17 protein-coding genes and 1 other RNA gene are annotated in these 18142 nt (G+C 64.7%); 10 read left to right on the top strand and 8 right to left on the bottom strand.

Annotated features, from left to right (window positions below; translation table 11 throughout):
• Positions 1 to 110: 110 nt before the first annotated feature.
• The 4 genes from KLP42_RS14195 to KLP42_RS14180 all read right to left on the bottom strand — a co-directional run bounded on the left by KLP42_RS14195 (position 111) and on the right by KLP42_RS14180 (position 4306).
• Positions 111 to 1304: a lytic murein transglycosylase gene (locus KLP42_RS14195; RefSeq protein ID WP_215567391.1), complete on the bottom strand. Its 1194-nt coding sequence runs from the start codon at positions 1302 to 1304 to the stop codon at positions 111 to 113.
• Positions 1305 to 1402: 98 nt separating this feature from the next.
• Positions 1403 to 2218, bottom strand: a complete 816-nt coding sequence (locus tag KLP42_RS14190) for a glycoside hydrolase family 25 protein (RefSeq protein WP_215567390.1) — start codon at positions 2216 to 2218, stop codon at positions 1403 to 1405.
• Between the two features lie 154 nt (positions 2219 to 2372).
• On the bottom strand, positions 2373 to 3062 hold the full coding sequence (locus KLP42_RS14185; RefSeq protein WP_252192981.1) for a class I SAM-dependent methyltransferase: 690 nt from the start codon (positions 3060 to 3062) through the stop codon (positions 2373 to 2375).
• Positions 3059 to 4306, bottom strand: a complete 1248-nt coding sequence (locus KLP42_RS14180) for a BtaA family protein (protein WP_215567389.1) — start codon at positions 4304 to 4306, stop codon at positions 3059 to 3061. The genes KLP42_RS14185 and KLP42_RS14180 overlap by 4 nt, the downstream gene beginning before the upstream one ends.
• A gap of 189 nt (positions 4307 to 4495) precedes the next feature.
• On the opposite strand from KLP42_RS14180, the gene KLP42_RS14175 reads away from it, so the two are divergent.
• On the top strand, positions 4496 to 5851 hold the full coding sequence (locus KLP42_RS14175; protein WP_215567388.1) for a serine hydrolase domain-containing protein: 1356 nt from the start codon (positions 4496 to 4498) through the stop codon (positions 5849 to 5851).
• A 24-nt stretch (positions 5852 to 5875) separates the two neighbouring features.
• On the opposite strand, the gene KLP42_RS26920 is transcribed toward KLP42_RS14175, so the two are convergent.
• The 3 genes from KLP42_RS26920 to KLP42_RS14160 form a co-directional block, all read right to left on the bottom strand.
• The gene (locus KLP42_RS26920; RefSeq protein WP_252192980.1) at positions 5876 to 7006 is read right to left on the bottom strand and encodes a lytic transglycosylase domain-containing protein; all 1131 of its coding nucleotides are present in this window, start codon (positions 7004 to 7006) and stop codon (positions 5876 to 5878) included.
• 99 nt (positions 7007 to 7105) lie between these two features.
• The gene (locus KLP42_RS14165) at positions 7106 to 7735 is read right to left on the bottom strand and encodes a hypothetical protein (protein ID WP_215567387.1); all 630 of its coding nucleotides are present in this window, start codon (positions 7733 to 7735) and stop codon (positions 7106 to 7108) included.
• 63 nt (positions 7736 to 7798) lie between these two features.
• A complete protein-coding gene (locus tag KLP42_RS14160; protein ID WP_215567386.1) occupies positions 7799 to 9010 on the bottom strand; it encodes a pyrophosphate--fructose-6-phosphate 1-phosphotransferase in 1212 nt (403 codons plus the stop codon).
• A gap of 331 nt (positions 9011 to 9341) precedes the next feature.
• Here KLP42_RS14160 and KLP42_RS14155 point away from each other — a divergent pair, with 331 nt between their 5' ends.
• The 3 genes from KLP42_RS14155 (at position 9342) to KLP42_RS14145 (ending at position 12147) form a co-directional block, all read left to right on the top strand.
• Positions 9342 to 10082, top strand: a complete 741-nt coding sequence (locus KLP42_RS14155) for a J domain-containing protein (RefSeq protein WP_215567385.1) — start codon at positions 9342 to 9344, stop codon at positions 10080 to 10082.
• Positions 10079 to 10846 (top strand): N-acetylmuramoyl-L-alanine amidase, encoded by a 768-nt coding sequence (locus KLP42_RS14150; RefSeq protein WP_215567384.1) that lies wholly within the window; start codon positions 10079 to 10081, stop codon positions 10844 to 10846. Before KLP42_RS14155 ends, KLP42_RS14150 begins: the two co-directional genes overlap by 4 nt.
• A 113-nt stretch (positions 10847 to 10959) precedes the next feature.
• On the top strand, positions 10960 to 12147 hold the full coding sequence (locus KLP42_RS14145) for an FAD-dependent oxidoreductase (RefSeq protein ID WP_215567383.1): 1188 nt from the start codon (positions 10960 to 10962) through the stop codon (positions 12145 to 12147).
• Here KLP42_RS14145 and KLP42_RS14140 read toward each other — a convergent pair.
• Positions 12127 to 13074, bottom strand: a complete 948-nt coding sequence (locus tag KLP42_RS14140) for a LysR family transcriptional regulator (protein WP_215567382.1) — start codon at positions 13072 to 13074, stop codon at positions 12127 to 12129. The two genes, KLP42_RS14145 and KLP42_RS14140, sit on opposite strands and share 21 nt — an antisense overlap.
• Before the next feature lie 109 nt (positions 13075 to 13183).
• Between KLP42_RS14140 and KLP42_RS14135 the strand changes: the two genes are divergently transcribed.
• The 6 genes from KLP42_RS14135 (at position 13184) to KLP42_RS14110 (ending at position 18132) form a co-directional block, all read left to right on the top strand.
• A complete protein-coding gene (locus KLP42_RS14135; protein WP_215567381.1) occupies positions 13184 to 13438 on the top strand; it encodes a DUF1127 domain-containing protein in 255 nt (84 codons plus the stop codon).
• A 68-nt stretch (positions 13439 to 13506) separates the two neighbouring features.
• Positions 13507 to 13938: RNase P RNA component class A (gene rnpB / locus KLP42_RS14130), an RNA gene on the top strand.
• 494 nt (positions 13939 to 14432) lie between these two features.
• Positions 14433 to 14873, top strand: a complete 441-nt coding sequence (mraZ, locus tag KLP42_RS14125; protein WP_215567380.1) for a division/cell wall cluster transcriptional repressor MraZ — start codon at positions 14433 to 14435, stop codon at positions 14871 to 14873.
• Positions 14874 to 14887: 14 nt separating this feature from the next.
• Positions 14888 to 15913: a 16S rRNA (cytosine(1402)-N(4))-methyltransferase RsmH gene (gene rsmH / locus KLP42_RS14120; RefSeq protein WP_215567379.1), complete on the top strand. Its 1026-nt coding sequence runs from the start codon at positions 14888 to 14890 to the stop codon at positions 15911 to 15913.
• Between the two features lie 3 nt (positions 15914 to 15916).
• Complete coding sequence (gene ftsL / locus KLP42_RS14115; RefSeq protein WP_215567378.1) at positions 15917 to 16387, top strand: cell division protein FtsL; 471 nt, start codon at positions 15917 to 15919, stop codon at positions 16385 to 16387.
• A complete protein-coding gene (locus KLP42_RS14110) occupies positions 16387 to 18132 on the top strand; it encodes a peptidoglycan D,D-transpeptidase FtsI family protein (protein WP_215567377.1) in 1746 nt (581 codons plus the stop codon). The genes ftsL and KLP42_RS14110 overlap by 1 nt, the downstream gene beginning before the upstream one ends.
• The last annotated feature ends 10 nt before the right edge of the window (positions 18133 to 18142 follow it).

Raw genomic sequence — 18142 nt, 5'->3', positions numbered from 1 at the left:
AGGGCATGCTGTTGTTGCGCTGCAACACCGTCAGGGCACAGGCGAGAGGGCGGCGTGCCCCCCCGGAGGCTACGCAGTATCTTCGGAACTCCTGCGCTGGCCCGGACGCTTCAAAGCGCGTTGAGCAGGGCCGGCGTCGGCCAGCCATCGGCAGGCATCCCCAGCCGCTGCTGCGCCTTCTGCACCGCCGTGCGTGTGCCTGAGCCCAGAATGCCATCGATATCGCCCACGTCATGGCCGATGCCGTCGAGCTTCCTCTGCAGCACCTTCATCTCGTCGACGCTCAGCCCCTGTTCCGGATTGCCCTTCAGATAGGCCGGCGCGCCGGACAGCCGCGTGGCGAAATAGGCGGCGGATGTCGTGTAGATGAACGACTTGTTCCATTCCAGATAGATGGCGAAGTTGGGATAGGTCAGGAAGGCCGGCCCCTTGCGGCCCTGCGGCAGGATCAGTGCTGCCGGCAGCGTGCCGAAGGAGGTGTTGCCGTCGCGCGGCTTCACGCCGAGCCGGAACCACTCCGAGGCCGGGATCTCGTTGCCGAGGCCGCTGCGCTCCCATGGCAGGTTGTCCGGCACGTCCACTTCCTGAATCCAGGGCTGGCCGGCGCGGAAGCCGAGGCTGCGGATGAAGGAGGCGGCGGTCAGGATGGCATCCGGTGCACTGGTCTTGACGTTGATGTGCCCGTCGCCATCGCCATCAACGCCATGCGCGATGATGTCTTTCGGCAGCATCTGCACCTGGCCGATCTCGCCGGCCCAGGCGCCGGTATTGGTGGCGGGGTCCAGATCGCCATGCTGCACCATCTGGATGAGGGCGAGCAGTTGCGGGCGGAAGAGTTCCGGGCGGCGGCAGTCATGCGCCAGCGTGACCAGTGCATTGCGGGTGTTGAAATCGCCCTGTACCGCGCCGAAATCGGTTTCCATCGCCCAGAAGGCGGCGATCACGCCGGGCGGCACGCCGAATTCCTTCTCGGCGCGGGCAAACACCTCGGCATATTGCTTCAGCTTCTGGCGGCCGATGTCCAGGCGGGCCTGGCTGACGGTGCGTTGCGAGAATTCGAGGAAGGTCTGGCGGAACACGCCCTGCGCCCGGTCGCGCGACAGCACCTTCTGGTCGATGACGGCGCCGGCCAGCGCCTTGTCCGCTGAGGCCGCCGGAACGCCCATCGAGACCGCCTCCGCCTTCACCCCTTGCAGGAAACTGGAAAGGTCGCCGCCGCAGGCTGCAGACTGCGCCTGAGCGGTGGAGGCGAGGGCGGCAAGGCAAAGGGCAATGCAGGTGGCGCGGGCAGGGGCGAAGGGCATGGACGGGTTCCTCTCTCGGTCGAGGTGATCATCTCGGCGAGCTTTGTGACGGAAGATGGGCAAGGGCCACATTCGATGCGCCCGCGCGGTTGTGTCGATCAGCGGCTTGCCAGGGTCGGGCCGGCCGCATCCACCTGGTTGAGAGCGGCCAGCCAGTCCGTCCAGTCCTTGCGGGAACCGGCAAACACATTGATGTCCGTGCCGCCCCTGATGCCGGGAATGACGCCGGTGGAGGTATACTGCCAGAACGACCAGCGGCGGCCCTGATAGGTCTTTTCCGGATGGGCCGCCACCGAGCGTACCCAGAAGGGGCGATCCTCGAAACTGCCGACCAGGTTGTCGCGATGGAAATCGACGGAGGTGTAGATGATCGGCCGCTTGCCGTAATAGGCTTCCAGCCGGTCCATGAAATGCTGCAGCTCGGCGCGGATGCTCGATGCCGGCGGGCGGGTTCGGCAGGTCTTCGACGCATGGTTCCATTCCACGTCCACCACCGGCGGCAGCACGCTTGCGGCCTTAGGTACATTGGCGATGAACCAGTCGGCCTGCTCGTCGGCGCTGGAGCAGAAATAGTAGAAATGATAGGGGGCATGCGGCAGCCCGACGGCTGCTGCGGAGCGCCAGTTGGTTTCGAAGGCCGGATCGACCATGTCCTTGCCCTCGGTCGCCTTGATGAAGACGAAGGAGACATCGGCCCGTTTCACGGCCTGCCAGTCGATATCGCCGTTCCACTTGGAGATATCGATGCCATGTACCGGATGCCTGTCCGGATGGTTGCGGCCGAAATCCTGCGGATCGGTGTCGTGGAATTTCGTCTTGCGGATCGAACCGGTGGACATGAAGTCATAGCTGACGGCGCTGCAGCCGCTGGCCAGCAGCGACGTGGCAAGGAGGGCGGCAAGCAGCCGGAACATCGGGCGATCCATGCAATCGAGGACAGGGCACCCCGCGAAAGGTGACGGGGCAAGGCCCCTGATCGTTAACCATCACGTGGTAAACGTTCGGTTACGATCAGCAATGCGCCGCACCGTATACTAGCGTTTCGATTGCGTCGGATGCAACGGCGCCTCAGCTGCGTGCCGCCGGATCCTCGCGGCGGCGGATGACGGCCCGCCAGGCATAGCCGCCATGCAGCGGCTGGAACATCATGTCCGCCCCATGCGCAGCAAGCCTTGCCTCGATCGCTTCGGCCAGCGTGGCGCGCGGCGTCACGTGGAAGCGGGCAAGCCAGGCCTGGAGACCCGTGCGGAACCAGCCGGGCAGGTTTTCCTGCTGGCCGAAATCGACGATATGCAGCGAGCCGCCGGGCTTCAGCGCGGCGAGCGCGGCATCGATCGCCTTTTCCCAGTCCGGAATCATCGACAGCGCGTAGGAGATCAGGATGCGGTCAAATCCGTCGACGCCGAAATCGGTGGCGCGAAAATCCGTCGCATCGGCCGTCTTCAGGTGCGGGATCGCCGGCTTGCCGCGGAAATTGGCGCGTGTCGTCGCCAGCATCTCGGCGGAAATGTCGAGACCGTAGAGGCGCGCCTGCGGATAGAGGCGGTGCGCCAGCAGCAGATTGCGTCCCGTGCCGCACCCCACCTCCAGCAGGGTGCCCTTTTTCGGCACCTGCAGCTCGCGGATCGCCCGGTCGCGGCCGAGCAGGTAGTACTTGCGGGTCATGTCGTAGATGTGCCGCTGGTAGCGGTACATCCGGTCCATCCGGGCGGCGTGTTCTGCGGTCGCGGCGGTGCCGGTCCCCGGTGCGCCGGTCATGCCGACCTCGCATAGATGTGGAAGCCGCCATAGATGGCAGAGCGGTCCTGCAGGTTCAGTTCGTGGGAACGTTCGGCCAGATAGCACCACTGGGCGCGGATCGCCGGCGAGAGGCGATCCTCGATGATGCTTTTTTCGGCGGCCGTGCGGAAGATGACGCGCGCGCCAGGTGCGGCGGTGCGGGTGATCTCCGCCCACAATTCGTTGAGCTGGCGGTCGTTCATCCAGTCCTGCGCGTCGAGCAGCACGTAGCGATCCACCGTGCCTGCTGCCTTTTGCGCGAGAAGCTCGGTGAAGGTGGCGTGATGCACCGTCACCCGCGAGACGTTGTCGCGGATCGCGCGGTAGTGCTCCGGCTTCAGATAGGTCGGCAGCTGGCCCTCATGCGGCTCGGCGTAGCGGCGGACGAACGCCTGCCAGGCGAAGTAGTTGTCGCGCAGCGGGAAGTGGCAGGCAAGCTTTTCGAGCCTCTGGCGCAGCACCGGTGCGATCGAGCCCTCGGCGGCGAGGCTTGCCAGTTCGTCATACTGCTGCGGCGGAATGCCGAGGCCGAACAGCGAGCTCTTGCGGCTGGTCAGCCAGCGAATCAGCGGCTTGTCGAACAGTGGCGCGACATTGATTTCGAAGAACTGCCGCTGTTCGCGCAGCGAGCGTGCCTTGGCCATTTCGGTCAGGTCGACACCGTGCAGGCGCGCCAGCAGATGGCCGGCGGCGATGAAGCGGCCGAGCAGGCCGGTGCGGTAGATGTTGCGGTCGAAGACCGAAATGCGGCGGCGGCCGCTCAGCGTGCGCTTGTCCCAGTAGGCGCGGGTCGCGGCATCGAGCGCCGGTGCGATGAAGCGGTCATAGGCCCGGGTATTGCTGCGGGTGTTTTCCGATGCCAGCAGCCGCACCACGTCGCTGTGGTTCGGCAGGGCCGAAAAGGCCGCCAGTTTCAGGCGGTTGAGCGCGATGTGGTGCGGATTGAGGTCGACGACGTCGATGGAGGCCGGCTTGCAGGAGAGGTAGGCCAGCATGTTGCAGCCGCCGGAACCGATCGTGACGATGCTGTGGCCTTCGCCGAGTTCCATGCCGGCCATGTCCACATCCGGATCTTCCCAGATCTGCGGATAGACGAGGCCGGAAAACAGCAGGCCGAACAGACGCTCGGAAAGCCCGCTTTTCGACAGGGCCTTGTGTTGAAGAAGCGCAGCCTTCAGCTTGCCGTTCTTCAGAAAGCCGACATCCGGTACGATCTCTGCCATGCGGAATCTTGCCCCTCGTCATGAGTTTCGCAAGCGTCTAGCCGTCTGGTGCTACAGTTTGATGACGTGGCGATCCGCTGCCGGGCTTCGCCCACAGGCCTGCCCGTCAGGTCTCCCCCTCGGCGCGTCTTGGGGCTTCCCATTGCCCGGCTTTCCTGCTTGCATGCCGCGTCCACAGGGAGTGACGACATGCGCATCCTCATCCGTCTAGGCAAACTGCTTCTCGTGCTGCTGGTGCTGGCCGTCATCGGCGCGGTGGCGTGGCTCTATGCCGTTCCGCCAGCACTTCTGCGGGTCGGCAGCGGCTATGCGGCAAAGATCGTCTGCTCCAACGTGTTCATCGCCCATCGCGAGCCGGCTGAGGTGCTGGCGGATGACGTGCAGGCGCCGGGGCATCCGCTGCTCCGGCTCATGCGGGTCGAGGTTCAGCCGGAGCGGCAGCGGGTGCGGGCGGCACTGCTGGGCAGCATCGCGCCGCGCGAAGCCGTCTATCGGCCGGGCCTTGGCTGCAGCGTGCTGGGCGAGGGAAAGCAGCCCGCCCTGCTGGCCCTGACGGGCGGTGCGGCGATCGATGCAGCCGATCCCGGCCGCCCCTGGCCCGAAGGCGATGCGCTCGTTCCCTCGGACGCTGCCGCGCGCGTTCTTGCGCGGGAGGATCTGACGGGCGCCGGCATGCGGGCGGTGGTGGTGGTCAAGGACGGGCGCATCGTCGCGGAACGTTATGGCGAGGGCTTCGATGCGGCAACGCCGCTTCTCGGCTGGTCGATGACGAAGACGGTCAATGCCGCGCTGATCGCCACGCTGCTTCGCGACGGACGCATGCATCTCGACGATGCGGACCTTCTGCCGGCCTGGAAGGATGACGGGCGGGCGCGCATCACGCTGGCCCGCATGCTGTCGATGGAAAGCGGCCTGTCCTTCAACGAGGATTACGGCGCCGTCGCCGATGTGACGCGCATGCTCTACCTGGAGCCGGACATGGCCCGCTTCGCCCAGCGCCTCCCGCTGGAGGCGGAGCCGGGCACCACCTTCAGCTATTCCTCCGGCACGGCGTTGCTGCTGTCGCGCATCTGGCAGAACCGCTTTGCCGATCCGGCCGAGGCCCTGGCCTATCCAGGCCGCGCCCTGTTCGGCCCCCTCGGCATGCGCAGTGCCGTTCTGGAAATCGACGAGGCCGGCACCTTCGCCGGCAGTTCCTACATGTATGCCACCGCGCGCGACTGGGCGCGGTTCGGTCTGCTTCTGGCTGAGGAAGGCGTCTGGCAGGGAAGGCGTCTGCTGCCGGCCGATCTGGTTGCGATGATGCGCACGCCGAACGGCGCCTCGGGCGGACGTTATTCGCAGATGCAGACCTGGCTGCCGGCGCGCGGCGAGGGAACCGACCGCCTGCCGGACGACATGTTTGCCCTTCAGGGGCATGACGGTCAGTCGGTGACTGTCATTCCCTCCAGGGGACTTGTCGTGGTGAGGATGGGATTGTCGCCGTCCCGCAATGGTTATCGGCCGACACCGCTGGTGCGCGAACTGGTGAAGGCGCTGCCCTGAGCGCCCGGCCGGCCCGCACGGATGTCAGTGCATCACGTGCAGCATGTCCTTGCGCTTGGCGTCATAGTAGTAGCCGCGGGCATAGAGGCCGATGGCGTCGTCAGCCTCGTTGTCTGCCACCAGCCAGGCGCCGCGCAGATATTTGATGGCATATTTCAGATTGGTTTCGGCATCGAGAAGACCCTCGGCCGGCCCGCGATATCCCATGGCCTTTGCCGTGGAATACTTGATCTGCATCAGTCCGAAATAACCGTTCCGGTTATAGGCCTTCGGATTGTACTTGCTTTCGCGATGCACGACGCGGTGCACCAGCGATTCCGGCACGCCGTAGAGGCCGGCATAGCGCTTGATCAGCTTGTTGAGTTCCGGCGTGCTGGACTCCGCCGTTTCCGGAAGCGGTGCGCCCGGCGCCGGCGGGAAGAAGTCCGTCGTCAGCGACGAGACCGGCTGCGAGGCGGAGGCATAGGCCAGCATGGAAGAGGTCGGAGCCTGCGCCATCTTCGGCCGCGGCGTCGGGATCGCCACATAGGTGGCGCTCAGTTCCTCGGGAATGCCATGGGCGAGGGGGGCTGCAACCGGCTTCGGCTGCGGAACGGCAACATGGGCAACCTGCACGGGGCTGGCGGCGGCCGTTACCAGCGGCTGCGGCGCAACCGGCGCGCTCATCACATGCGCTGCCGTTGCCACGTTGATCGCCTGCATGGCACCCGTGGTTTCCAGCGACGTCGGGGCGACGGCGAGGGCAGGCGTGGTGCCGGCGGCCTGGGCTGCCTGTTCGGCCAGCGCGGCGCGAACCGAATCATTCTGTCGGGCCAGCGCCCAGCTGCCGACGGGCAAAGCAACCTGATGAACGACGCGGCCACCCTTTTCGGCAACGACGGTGGTACTGCCGGCAGGCGCCGCGACCGGGCCTGCATCGGTGCCGGCCGCTGCGGCGGCGGCCTCGATTGAAATGCGTCCGCTTTTCGGCGCGGCATGGGCCTCGGCAAGCTGTTCCGTTGTTTCGGTCTTTGCCTGGGCTGTTTCCTGGCTCTGTTCAGCCTTGCCGTCCGCTGCGGTGTTCGACGCCGAGTCAACGCTTGAGCAACTGGAAACGGCCCCACAAATGGCAACCGCAATCACCGCGTTGCAACCGAAAAAACGGGTTATCGCCATTGTCTCACTTTCACGAAGTTGTGTTTCCCAGCCCGTGCGTGTCTTGCAAATCTTACCAATTCTTAACGCATTGGACGCCGAGCGGCAAGACCGTGGCGGTCAGGCGGCAATCCGGCGGTAGCCGGCGCTGACGGCGCGGCGCGCGATGAAGCGGGTGCGGGACTTGTCGAGCCCCGGTTTTCCGCGGCTTGTGCGCTGCAGGCGCATGGCCCGCTGGCGGGCAAAAACGATCTGGATAACCGGTGCGGCGATCGCCGCAAGCGCAAAGGCGAGCCCGGCATGCAATGCTCGCTCCGCGATATCGGCAGACGAATCGGCGGTCTGGAAAAGCAGCGCGGCGATGGCGACGGCAAGCCCCGGACGAAGCTGGCCGACAAAGCCGCGCGACAGGGCCGGCCAGACGGTCTTCTCGCCAAGGTTGTCGTTGTCCGCCAGCCGGAAGCGCTGGCGCATCTGCAGACCGCGCAGCACGTAGACGGCGAGATAGGCCAGCGCGCACCAGGACAGGGCGTCCAGCATGGTGCGCAGCGACTCCGCCAGCCAGACATGGATGCCGAAGCCGGCGGCGAAGCAGAGGAGGGAGCCGAGCAGGATGGCGGGCACCAGTGCCGCCGCCCGCGTCTTGCCGCGGGCGAGGCTGTGGTCGAGGAGAAGGCGGCCGGAGGTTGACGGCAGATCAAGGATCAGCAGGCACAGAATTGAAAAGACCAGCAGATCCCCGAGGGTCATGGTTTCCTCCAGCATGAAATCGTCGCCGCCCGCAGGTCCTCGCCCGGCTGCAGCAGCGTTCGATCACACCGCCCGGAAGGGCTGGCCGATGAAGTCCATGACCTCCCCGAACCAGGGGGTGGCGAGATCGAAATGTTTGCCCCCCTTGATACGCGGGAATTCGATCGTGCGCAATTTCCCATTCTGGTCCTCGTCGTGGCCGGTGACGCCCGACACGCCGTTCAACGCACTTTCCACAGCCAGATCGACCATGCTCTGGATCAGGCGCAGGTCGTCGCCGTTGGCGGGTGCCGAGCGGGCATAATAACCGGACTTCTGAACCATCGAACGCTCGGCATGCAGAAGGGTTGCAAAATGCTTCTGGAACCAGGACCCGACATTGACGGTGTCGATCTTGACATGGCCAAAGGCATCGCGCTTCACCGCCTCGCCGGCTGCCTCGCGTTCGGCGACGATGGTGTCGAGACCGGCTCCTTCCGATACGAACAGCGTGACGAAGCCGCACTTGTCCATGATGGCGCGCAGGCGTTCGGCTTCCGCTTCCAGGTCGAAGTACATTTCCGGCAGGTAGAGGCCGTCAATGTTCTTCATCTGGGTGTTCATCATCAGGCCCTCGACATATTCATTGTCCTTTGTCTCCTGAATGTAGGCGCGGGCGGTGGCGGCGGTCAGCCAGCCGCAATGGCGGCCCATGACCTCGTGGATCACCAGCGTGCGCGGTGCTGCGCTCTGCTCGTTGCTGACGTGATCGAAGAAATGCGCGCCGACGTCGGCAGCCGTCCAGGCGCCGAGCGACTGGCGGATCGGCACGACGTCGTTGTCCACCGTCTTCGGCAGGCCGACCACCGTCAGATCATAACCATGCGCGCCGAGATAGGCGGCAAGATCGGCGGCCGTGGTATTGGTGTCGTCGCCGCCGATCGTGTGGAGAATGGTCACGCCGTCGGAGGCCAGCCGGTCGGCGGCCACCTTCAGAGGGTTCTCGCCCTCCTTGACGAGGCCGCGCTTCACGCAGTCGGCGACATTGGTCAGCTTGACGCGGCTGTTGCCGATCGGCGAGCCGCCGTAACGATGCAGCAGATGGGCGCGCTCGCGCATGTTGGGGGTGATCTCGATTCGATCTCCGAGCAGCAGACCCTGATAGCCCGAGCGATAGGCGACAAGCTCCAGTTCGGGGGCAATATCCGTGTAGCGCTCGATCAATCCCCCGACCGCCGACGAAAGACAGGGCGCAAGCCCACCCGCCGTCAGCATCGCCACTTTCCGCTTCGCCATCGAACCTCCTTTTGCGCCCGCGCGCCTTGCCTTTTGACCGCAGAAGGGATGCGACACGTGACCGCAGCTGTAAAGTGAATTTCTCAAGAAAATCCGCTATTTCGGGCCGGTTTTGGAACAGCTGTGTTTTCAATCGGTTCAAATCGGCAGATGCTCTGGCGCTCGCAGGTGAGCCTGTAGGCGGCATGTCAACCAGACCCGGCAAAAGGCGGGGCGGCCCCGCGCGCCGGGCGATCCGGCGTGGCGGGGATCGCGTAGAATGACAAGAATTTAATCCCGCCCGCTGCCCGCGGCTGCTTGCCAAGGCGGCGGGAATTTGGTCAGGTGAAGCATGATCTTCGATTTTCTCTGCCTGAATGTGAGTTCTTTGTGGGAGCGGCTGCTCGGCAGCGTCGGCGACGCCGCCCACAATGCGCTTGGCCGCGTGGTGGAGGCGATCCGCACCCTGTTCGAAGGCGATCCGGAAACGCGCCGGCGCGTTTCCTTCTCCGTTGCCATCATCGCGCTCTCGGCCAAGATGGCCAAGGCCGACGGTGCAGTCGTCGCCTCGGAGGTCGAGGCCTTCCGGCAGATCTTCGATTTTCCCGAGGAGGAGGCGCGCAATGTCGCCCGCCTCTATAACCTCGCCCGGCAGGACGTGGCCGGCTACGAAGCCTATGCGGAAAAGCTGGCGGGTCTCTGCGGGTCCGGCGACGAAAACTGCCCGATGCTGGAAAACGTCATCGACGGCCTGTTCCACATCGCCAAGGCCGACGGCATGGTGCACGAGAAGGAAATGGCCTTTCTCGCCCGCATCGCCGAGATCTTTCACATCGACGAAGACCATTTCCGCCGCATCCAGGCCCGCCACATGCATCTGGAGGGCGTCGATCCCTACATGGTGCTGGGCGTGTCGCCGAATGATGATTTCTCCGCCATCCGCAAGCGCTACCGCCATCTGGTGGCCGAGCATCACCCCGACAAGCTGATTGCCCGCGGTGTGCCCCAGGCGCTGCATGCGGCGGCCAACGAGCGCATGGCGGCGCTGAACGCCGCCTATGCGGCGATTGCCAAGGAACGCAAGGCTGCATGAAACTGGTGCCGGATTTCTCGGGCGCGCGGGTCGAGCCGTCGCCGAACCATGGCGAGCGCGTGGGCGGCGTGGCGCCCGACATGATCATCCTGCATTACACGGGCATGGCCGATCATGGACAGGCATTGTCCTGGCTGAAGAACATCGAGAGCGAGGTCTCCAGCCATTATTTCGTCTGGCCGGACGGGCGCGTGGTGCAACTGGTGCCGGAGGCGCGCCGGGCATGGCATGCGGGAAAAAGCTTCTGGGACGGCGAGACCGACATCAACTCCCGCTCGATCGGCATCGAGATCGCCAATGCCGGCCATCCGGGCGGGCTGCCGCCCTTTCCGGACGCGCAGATCGAGGCAGTCATTGCGCTCTGCCGCGATTGTGCCGAACGCTGGTCGATCCGGCCGGAGCGTGTTCTTGCCCATTCCGATGTCGCGCCGCGCCGCAAGGTCGATCCGGGCGAGATGTTTCCGTGGGATCGCCTGTTTGCCGCCGGCATCGGCCATTGGGTGGAGCCCGGCCCGATCCGCAGCGGCCGCTTCTTCCAGCGCGGCGAAAGCGGTCAGCCGGTGGAAGCGTTGCAGGGCATGCTGGCGCTCTATGGCTATAACGTGCCGCTCTCCGGCACCTTCTGCGATCAGACAGAGGGCGTCGTCGAGGCGTTCCAGCGGCATTTCCGCCCGGCGCGCGTCGATGGCATTGCCGACATGTCCACCATCGACACGCTGCACCGGCTGTTGACGGAGCTGCCGCGTTTCCAGGGCACCAACTGAGCCTTTCCGCCGTTCCTTCGCAGAGATCTGGCTGGTGCGACAGCGCGCCTCTGGACGAGGGCGCGGCGGGTGGCTAAATCCGAGTGAGTTTCATTTCTTCAGGAGCCGCGGGCATGGCAGCCGATTTCAACTTCATCGTCGTCGGGCGCGGCATGATGGGGGCGGCTGCTGCCCGCCATCTCAGCGAAACGACCGAGGGTGTGGCGCTGATCGGGCCGGACGAGCCCACCGACCCCCGGCATCACCAGGGCGTTTTTGCCAGCCATTATGACGAGGCGCGCATCACCCGCACCATCGACCCGGATCCGGTCTGGGCGCGGCTTGCCAACCGTTCCATCGCCCGCTACGGCGACATCGCCAGCCGCAGCGGCGTTACCTTCTATCATGAGGTCGGCTGCCTGATGGTGGCGCCCGAGCGCCGTACCGGCCACGCTTACATCCGCGGCATTCTGGAGGCTGCTGAAGGGCTCGGCGTCACGACCGACCTGCTGGACCAGACGGCGTTGCAGGAGCGCTTCGGCTATTTCGGCTTCGAACCGAACTGCGAGGGCGTGTTCGAGGCGCGCCGGGCGGGCTATGTCAATCCGCGCGCGCTGGTCAGAGCGCAGTCCGTTCTGGCGGCCGGGCAGGGGGCGAGGCTTCTGCCGGAAACGGTCGTCTCCGTGCGTGACGAAGACGGGCTTGCGGTGGTGCGCACCGCCGAGGGCGGTCACTATACGGCGGAAAAGGCGCTTGTGGCGGCCGGCGGCTTCAGCATCGCCGAAGGTCTGCTGCCGGAGCGGCTTTCCATGACCGTCTATGGCCGCACGGTCACCTTCTTCGAAATCCCGGAGGAGGAGCTTGCCCGCTTTGCCGGCATGCCATCGCTGATCTACGAGCCGCGCGATCCGAGCCGCCACATCTACATGCTGCCGCCGGTGCGCTATCCGGACGGCAAGGTCTATCTCAAGATCGGCGGCGATCCGGATGACCTGATCCTGCGCAGCGATTCGGATCTGCGTGCCTGGTTCCGCTCCGGCGGACGCGAAAGCGTTCGCGACCACCATGCGGCCTTCATGGAAACACTGGTGCCGGATGTCGACCGGACACGGATTTCGACGGGCGCCTGCGTCGTCTCCAAGACGCCTTCCGGCTATCCGATCATTGCCTACACGCAATCACCGCGGATTGCGGTCCTGACCGGCGGCTGTGGCACGGCGGCCAAAAGCTCCGACGAGATCGGCCGTCTCGGGGCGGAACTTCTCCGGGCGGGCCGGATCAATTCCTTCGATTTCGATTTTTCACCAGTCGACGCCCGCTGATGTGAACGGCCATGGCTGATGTGCCGCGTTGGCGATAAAGCCATCGGCGTCAAGCTGTGCGTTCGCAACCATCCAGTCCCGCAGCAGCCGCGCGGGCTTCGAAAGCTTCGGCCGCTCGGCGGCCGGATAGATCAGCAGGCCGTCCTTGAAGGTCAGGAAGCCGGCCGGTGCGATCAGGCTTGACGATTTCAGCTCCTTCTCGATCAGGAATTTAGGCGCGATCGTCGCCCCCATGCCGCGTTCCACCGCTTCGAAGGCGAGCGAGGACAGATCGAAGGTCAGTTCGCGCTCCCGGATGACGGTGATGCCGGAAAGCCGGGACCAGTTTTCCCAGGAATTCTCCGCGTCGCGGCGATGTAGGATGGTCTGTACGGTGAGCGTCTTTCCGCTCATCTCGAACGGGTAGGAGGGGGCCAGCACCACGCCCATGTGCACGTCGCCCAGCGAGACCGCCTGGTCATATTCGACGTTCAGATATTTCAGGCGATCCCAGGAGGTCACCAGATCGACCGGCCCCTCGGCGCGCCGAAGGTCGCGGGCGCCCATCACCCGGATCAGCACGTCGATGTCCGGGTATTCGATGTTGAAACGCGCGATCGTCGGGATCAACCACTGGCGGGCAAAGGTTGAACTTGCGGCAATCGTGACGGAGGTCCGCCCGCCGCCGGTGATCGTCGTATAGGTGCGGCGCATCTCGTCCATGCTGCGCGCCACCGTTTCCGCCAGCAGGCGGCCGTCGCTCGTCAGCTCCAGCTGCAGGCCGCGCCTGATGAAAAGCTCCGTGCCGGAATGATCCTGCAACTGGTGGAGCTGCTTGCTGATCGCGCTATGCGTACGGCCGAGCAGATCGGCGGCGCCGCCGACGGAGCCCGTGCGAAAGAAGGCTTCGAGCGCCGCAAGCGAGGTCAGTGGCGGAAGCTTGTCCATGGTCCGGAAACCCGACGTTGGAATTTTCCTCACATTGTCTGTTCGTATTACTCAATTTTTCCCGTGTGTGAAGGGAGATAAATTCGGATCCTGACGAAGGAGAAGAGCCATGCGACACACTATCGGGCAAAGTCATATCCGGCATGAACACGGGCAGGTCGCCGAGCGTCTGTACCACGATTATGCAGGTGTCGTCGGCCTTGATGCCCTTGTCGAGATTCTCAGGCTCTGGCAGTCCCGGCGGAGCCTGCGCCGGCAGATGGAGCGCGACATGCACAGCTACAACGATACGATGTTCGAGGATGCAGGCATGACGCGCGAAGAGGCCGAGCGCGAGGTGCGCAAGCCCTTCTGGCGGGCGTGAGCCCTGCATTTTCGAAGCCTGCGGATTTGCTGTGGTCTTTTGCCGGCAAAGACGCTATGACCCGCCCGCCAGTTGGCCGGGCAGCCGCGCTTTACCAATGCCGAAAGGCGGTAGGGTGAGGAAAGTCCGGGCTCCACGGAAGCGCGGTGCCGGATAACGTCCGGCGGGGGCGACCCCAGGGATAGTGCCACAGAAAGCAAACCGCCCCGCCTGCTCTCCGTTCGGTTTTCGAGCGGAGAGTTGGCGGGGTAAGGGTGAAAGGGTGGGGTAAGAGCCCACCGCGGGACTGGCAACAGGACCGGCACGGTAAACCCCACCGGGAGCAAGACCGAATAGGGATGATGCGGGTGCCGCTTGCGGCGCTACAGCCTGTTTCCGGGCCAGTCATCCGGGTGGGTTGCGAGAGGCGGCGTGCAAGCGCCGTCCCAGATGAATGGCTGCCACGTTCCGGTGCTCGCACCGGGGCCATACAGAACCCGGCTTACAGGCCAACTGGCGATTTTAATTTTCTGCACTGCTACCCTGGTGCGGTTTCGCGCAGGCGACCGATTTTTTCGCTTGTTGTGCGGTGCGGCGCAATCTGATTTCCCCTCATGATTGTGTCATCCGGCAGGCGCCTGGCGGGTGGTCTGCGAATTGTTGTCGTGGTGGCAAGGACTTAAGGGAAAAACGGCCGCGCACCTGCCGCGAATTGACCGCCCTTGTCTGCCAGTCGACGCTAACCCTTTGTTAAACTTAACAGCTTATAAATATTTCAGGCTGCGGCATCTCCGTGTGGCGGCTTCCCATTGACGCCCATATGGTCCCATGTTATCCCAAATTCACACTGCGAGAGGGCATCAGATTGCCCATTCATCGGACAGGATCGGAGCGCTTCTTCAGGGAAGAAACGGGCGGGATGCATTTCGTCCGGACGTGATGATTCTGTCTTTTGGCTCGCAATCGGCGGGGTGCTTGCGTGCCTCGCATCGTTCCGGGGCGGGTGTATGGCGTGATGAACCGCTTCTTGTCCAATGCGACGAACAGGATCGACACGAAGGGGCGGGTCTCCGTGCCGGCGCCCTTCCGTGCGGTTCTCGCGCGGCGGAATGTCCAGGAGCTTTACTGTCTCCAGGACCTTGTGTTTCCGGCGATCAGCGTCGGCGGTCCGGACCTGCTCGAGCGGTACGAGCGGCAGATCGCCTCGGCGGATCCCTTTTCGCCGGAGGCCAATGCGATGTCGCTGCTGGTTCATGGTGGTGGCGTCTACATGCGGCTCGACTCGGAGGGCCGGCTGATGGTCACGGATTTCATCCGCGACTTCACCGGCATAACGACGGAGGTTACCTTCGTCGGTCGGTCCGATCATTTTCAGCTTTGGCAGCCGCAGGCGTTTCACGAGGCGCAGGCGGTGGCGAGAGCGGGACGCGCGACCTTCGGTGTGCGGCCCGTCTGAGACAGGGGAACGGAATGGCGGCTTATCTTGGCGACGGACACACCGAGGCCGATGGCGGACCGGTACGCCACATTCCGGTCATGCTGGAGGAAGTGCTTCAGGCACTTGCTCCAGCCCCCGGCAGGATCATTCTGGATGGCACCTTCGGAGCGGGCGGTTATACGCGCGGCATTCTGGCAGCCGGTGCCGACGTGATCGCGCTCGATCGCGATCCGAACGCCATTGCCGGCGGTCAGGCGCTGGTCGCCGAGGCGGGCGGTCGCCTGAAGCTCATCGCGTCGCGCTTCTCCGCGCTCGCCGATCATGCGCCGCCGGGCGGGCTTGATGGCGTGGTGCTGGATGTCGGCGTCTCCTCGATGCAGATCGACGAGGCCGAACGCGGTTTTTCCTTCCAGAGGAACGGGCCGCTCGACATGCGCATGTCTGCCTCGGGCGTTTCGGCGGCCGATGTCGTCAATCGCGCCAAGGCGGGCGATCTGGCACGCATCTTCGGCTTTCTCGGCGAGGAAAAGCAGGCGGGGCGCATTGCCCGCGCCATCGAGAAGCGTCGGGCAACCGAACCTTTCGTGACCACGCGCGATCTCGCGAACCTCATCGAGAGCGTCAATCCCCGCAAGGCCAAGGACAAGATCCATCCGGCCACGCGCGTCTTCCAGGCGCTGCGCATCTTCGTCAATGACGAACTGGGCGAGCTGGCGCGTGCGCTGTTTGCCGCCGAGCGTGCCCTGAAGCCCGGCGGACGTCTCGTCGTCGTCAGCTTCCATTCGCTGGAGGATCGCATCGTCAAGCGCTTCCTGGCGGACCGATCCGGTCGCGCCGCGGGTTCGCGCCACCTGCCCATGGTCGAGGACCGTCCTGCGGTGTTCGAGCCCGTCGGCAAGGGCATGATGTCGGCCACCAGGGCCGAGGCGGAGGAAAATCCGCGCGCCCGCTCGGCAAAGCTTCGCGCCGCCGAGCGCACGGGCGCCTTTGCCGGCAGCGCCGATCTTTCGATCTTCGACCTGCCCGATCTCGCCAGCCTCGAGAAGATGGGAGCCTGAGCCATGTTGAGAAGCTTCGATCTGGTACTGATCGGCGCAATGACGGCGACGGCGGTGGTGACCTACAGCATCAAGCACAGGGCCGAACTGAAGCTCGAGGAGGTCCACAAGCTCGAGCAGGAGATCAAGCTGGAGCATGACACCATCGACCTGCTGAAGGCCGACTGGGCGCTCCTGACCCAGCCGAACCGGCTTCAGCGCCTGATCAAGGTTTACCAGTCGGAACTCGACCTGCAGCCGACGGCGCCGACCCAGCTTGCGATGCCGAAGGAACTGCCGATGCCCAAATCGCAGCTGCCGCAGCCGGAAACGACCATCGAGCAGCTGATTGCCGGTAACGACCCGGCCGTGGCGGCCGCCATTGCCGGCGTGGACGCGGCCAAGGCCAAGCGTCCGGCAGCGCCGGTGCCCGTGCCCAAGCCGCGTGGAACGGCGGCCATCGATGTGATTTCAACCGGAGCGGTGAACGACTGATGTCCTTTCTGTCCCGTGTCATGGTTCTGAAGAGCAGGGCGCATATTTCGGCGGGCGCCCGCGGCATGAGCGCCTCCATGCGAGGCGGAAAGTTCGAGGGCCTGCGCAAGCGCAAGTCCGGGCAGACGCGGGTGCGCGTCGGCCTGATCATCGCCGGCTTTGCTCTTTGCTACTGTGCCATCGGCGCCAAGCTCGCCTATTACGGCATGCTGGACCCGGAGGCGACCGCCAGCATCATGCCGGCGGACCGCCTGATGGCCTCGCGTCCCGATCTGCTCGACCGCAACGGCGAGGTTCTGGCGACCGACATCCGCACGGTGTCGCTGTTTGCCGAGCCGCACAAGATCGTCGATCCCGACGAGGTGATCGAGAAGTTGCGCACCGTGCTGCCGGATCTGGATGTGCGCCAGACCTACAACAAGCTCTCCTCGAAGTCGCGCTTCCAGTGGCTGCGCCGCCAGCTGACGCCGAAACAGCAGAGTCAGATCCTGGCGCTCGGCATTCCCGGCATCGGCTTTCGCCCTGAGAAGCGGCGCTTCTATCCGGGCGGCCCGACGGCGGCCCATATCGTCGGCTTCGTCAACATCGACAACCGCGGTGTTGCCGGCATGGAGCGCTATGTCGACAGCCAGGGACTGGCGGATCTGGCGGCGGTCGGCATGACCAGCAATGCGCCGCTGGAGCCGGTGCGGCTGTCGATAGACCTGCGTGTTCAGTCGATCCTGCGCGACATCCTGATGGAGAACATCACCAAGTTCCGCGCCAAGGGCGCCGGCGGTGTCGTGCTCGACGTGCATACCGGCGAGGTGCTCGCCATGGCATCGGCTCCGGATTTCGATCCGAACGATCCGGCCGCCGGCGGCGAGGAAGGCTGGCTGAACCGCATGTCGAACGGCACCTTCGAAATGGGCTCCACCTTCAAGTCTTTCACGCTCGCCATGGGCCTGGACAGCGGCAAGGTGAAGATGGACGACCTGTTCGATGCTCGCTACCCGATCCGCATCGGCGGTTACACCATCAAGGACTTTCACGGCCAGGGCCGCATGTTGAGCGTGCCGGAAATCTTCCAGTACTCCTCCAATATCGGCACCGCCAAGATCGCCGATGTCGTTGGCATCGACGGGCACAAGGACTTCCTGACCAAGCTCGGCCTGCTGACCAAGATGGATACCGAACTTCCCGAAGTGGCGCAGCCGAGCCAGCCGCGCGAATGGAAGAAGATCAACTCGATCACCATTTCCTTCGGTCATGGCGTCTCCACCACGCCGCTGCAGACGGCGGTTGCCGGGGCAGCGCTCGTCAATGGCGGCAAGCTGATCGAGCCGACCTTCCTGCCGCGCAGTCGCACCCAGGCCGATGCGGTGGCCAAGCCGGTCATCCGGCCGCAGACGAGTGCCGACATGCGCTGGCTGTTCCGCTGGAACGGCGTCAAGGGATCGGGCAAGAACGCGCTGGTCGACGGCTTCAACGTCGGCGGCAAGACCGGCACCGCCGACAAGGTGATCAACGGCCGCTACAATCACGACCACAACTTCAACGCCTTTCTGGCGGCCTTCCCGATTTACGATCCGCAATATGTCGTGCTGACCTTCATCGATGACCCGCGCAGCGAAACCGACCATGCGGTGCTGGCCGGCAACAGTGCAGCCCCCATGGTCAAGGAGATCATCAGCCGGTCGGCTGCAATTCTCGGTGTAAAACCGCGCTTCGGCGAGGATGGATCCGCCATGCTTGTGTCCTATTAGGCCATAATGA

This window comes from Rhizobium sp. CSW-27 (assembly GCF_018760785.1).
In the GTDB taxonomy this organism is placed as follows: domain Bacteria; phylum Pseudomonadota; class Alphaproteobacteria; order Rhizobiales; family Rhizobiaceae; genus Neorhizobium.
Note: the sequence above shows the minus strand (reverse complement) of the source record. Positions and strands in the feature narration are given on the sequence as shown.

Bases quoted from the DNA above. Each gene is read 5' to 3' on its own strand.
- KLP42_RS14195 (WP_215567391.1), bottom strand. From the start codon at position 1,304: ATGCCCTTCGCCCCTGCCCGCGCCACCTGCATTGCCCTTTGCCTTGCC.
- KLP42_RS14190 (WP_215567390.1), bottom strand. From the start codon at position 2,218: ATGTTCCGGCTGCTTGCCGCCCTCCTTGCCACGTCGCTGCTGGCCAGC.
- KLP42_RS14185 (WP_252192981.1), bottom strand. From the start codon at position 3,062: ATGACCGGCGCACCGGGGACCGGCACCGCCGCGACCGCAGAACACGCC.
- KLP42_RS14180 (WP_215567389.1), bottom strand. From the start codon at position 4,306: ATGGCAGAGATCGTACCGGATGTCGGCTTTCTGAAGAACGGCAAGCTG.
- KLP42_RS14175 (WP_215567388.1), top strand. From the start codon at position 4,496: ATGCGCATCCTCATCCGTCTAGGCAAACTGCTTCTCGTGCTGCTGGTG.
- KLP42_RS26920 (WP_252192980.1), bottom strand. From the start codon at position 7,006: ATGGCGATAACCCGTTTTTTCGGTTGCAACGCGGTGATTGCGGTTGCC.
- KLP42_RS14165 (WP_215567387.1), bottom strand. From the start codon at position 7,735: ATGACCCTCGGGGATCTGCTGGTCTTTTCAATTCTGTGCCTGCTGATC.
- KLP42_RS14160 (WP_215567386.1), bottom strand. From the start codon at position 9,010: ATGGCGAAGCGGAAAGTGGCGATGCTGACGGCGGGTGGGCTTGCGCCC.
- KLP42_RS14155 (WP_215567385.1), top strand. From the start codon at position 9,342: ATGATCTTCGATTTTCTCTGCCTGAATGTGAGTTCTTTGTGGGAGCGG.
- KLP42_RS14150 (WP_215567384.1), top strand. From the start codon at position 10,079: ATGAAACTGGTGCCGGATTTCTCGGGCGCGCGGGTCGAGCCGTCGCCG.
- KLP42_RS14145 (WP_215567383.1), top strand. From the start codon at position 10,960: ATGGCAGCCGATTTCAACTTCATCGTCGTCGGGCGCGGCATGATGGGG.
- KLP42_RS14140 (WP_215567382.1), bottom strand. From the start codon at position 13,074: ATGGACAAGCTTCCGCCACTGACCTCGCTTGCGGCGCTCGAAGCCTTC.
- KLP42_RS14135 (WP_215567381.1), top strand. From the start codon at position 13,184: ATGCGACACACTATCGGGCAAAGTCATATCCGGCATGAACACGGGCAG.
- mraZ (WP_215567380.1), top strand. From the start codon at position 14,433: ATGAACCGCTTCTTGTCCAATGCGACGAACAGGATCGACACGAAGGGG.
- rsmH (WP_215567379.1), top strand. From the start codon at position 14,888: ATGGCGGCTTATCTTGGCGACGGACACACCGAGGCCGATGGCGGACCG.
- ftsL (WP_215567378.1), top strand. From the start codon at position 15,917: ATGTTGAGAAGCTTCGATCTGGTACTGATCGGCGCAATGACGGCGACG.
- KLP42_RS14110 (WP_215567377.1), top strand. From the start codon at position 16,387: ATGTCCTTTCTGTCCCGTGTCATGGTTCTGAAGAGCAGGGCGCATATT.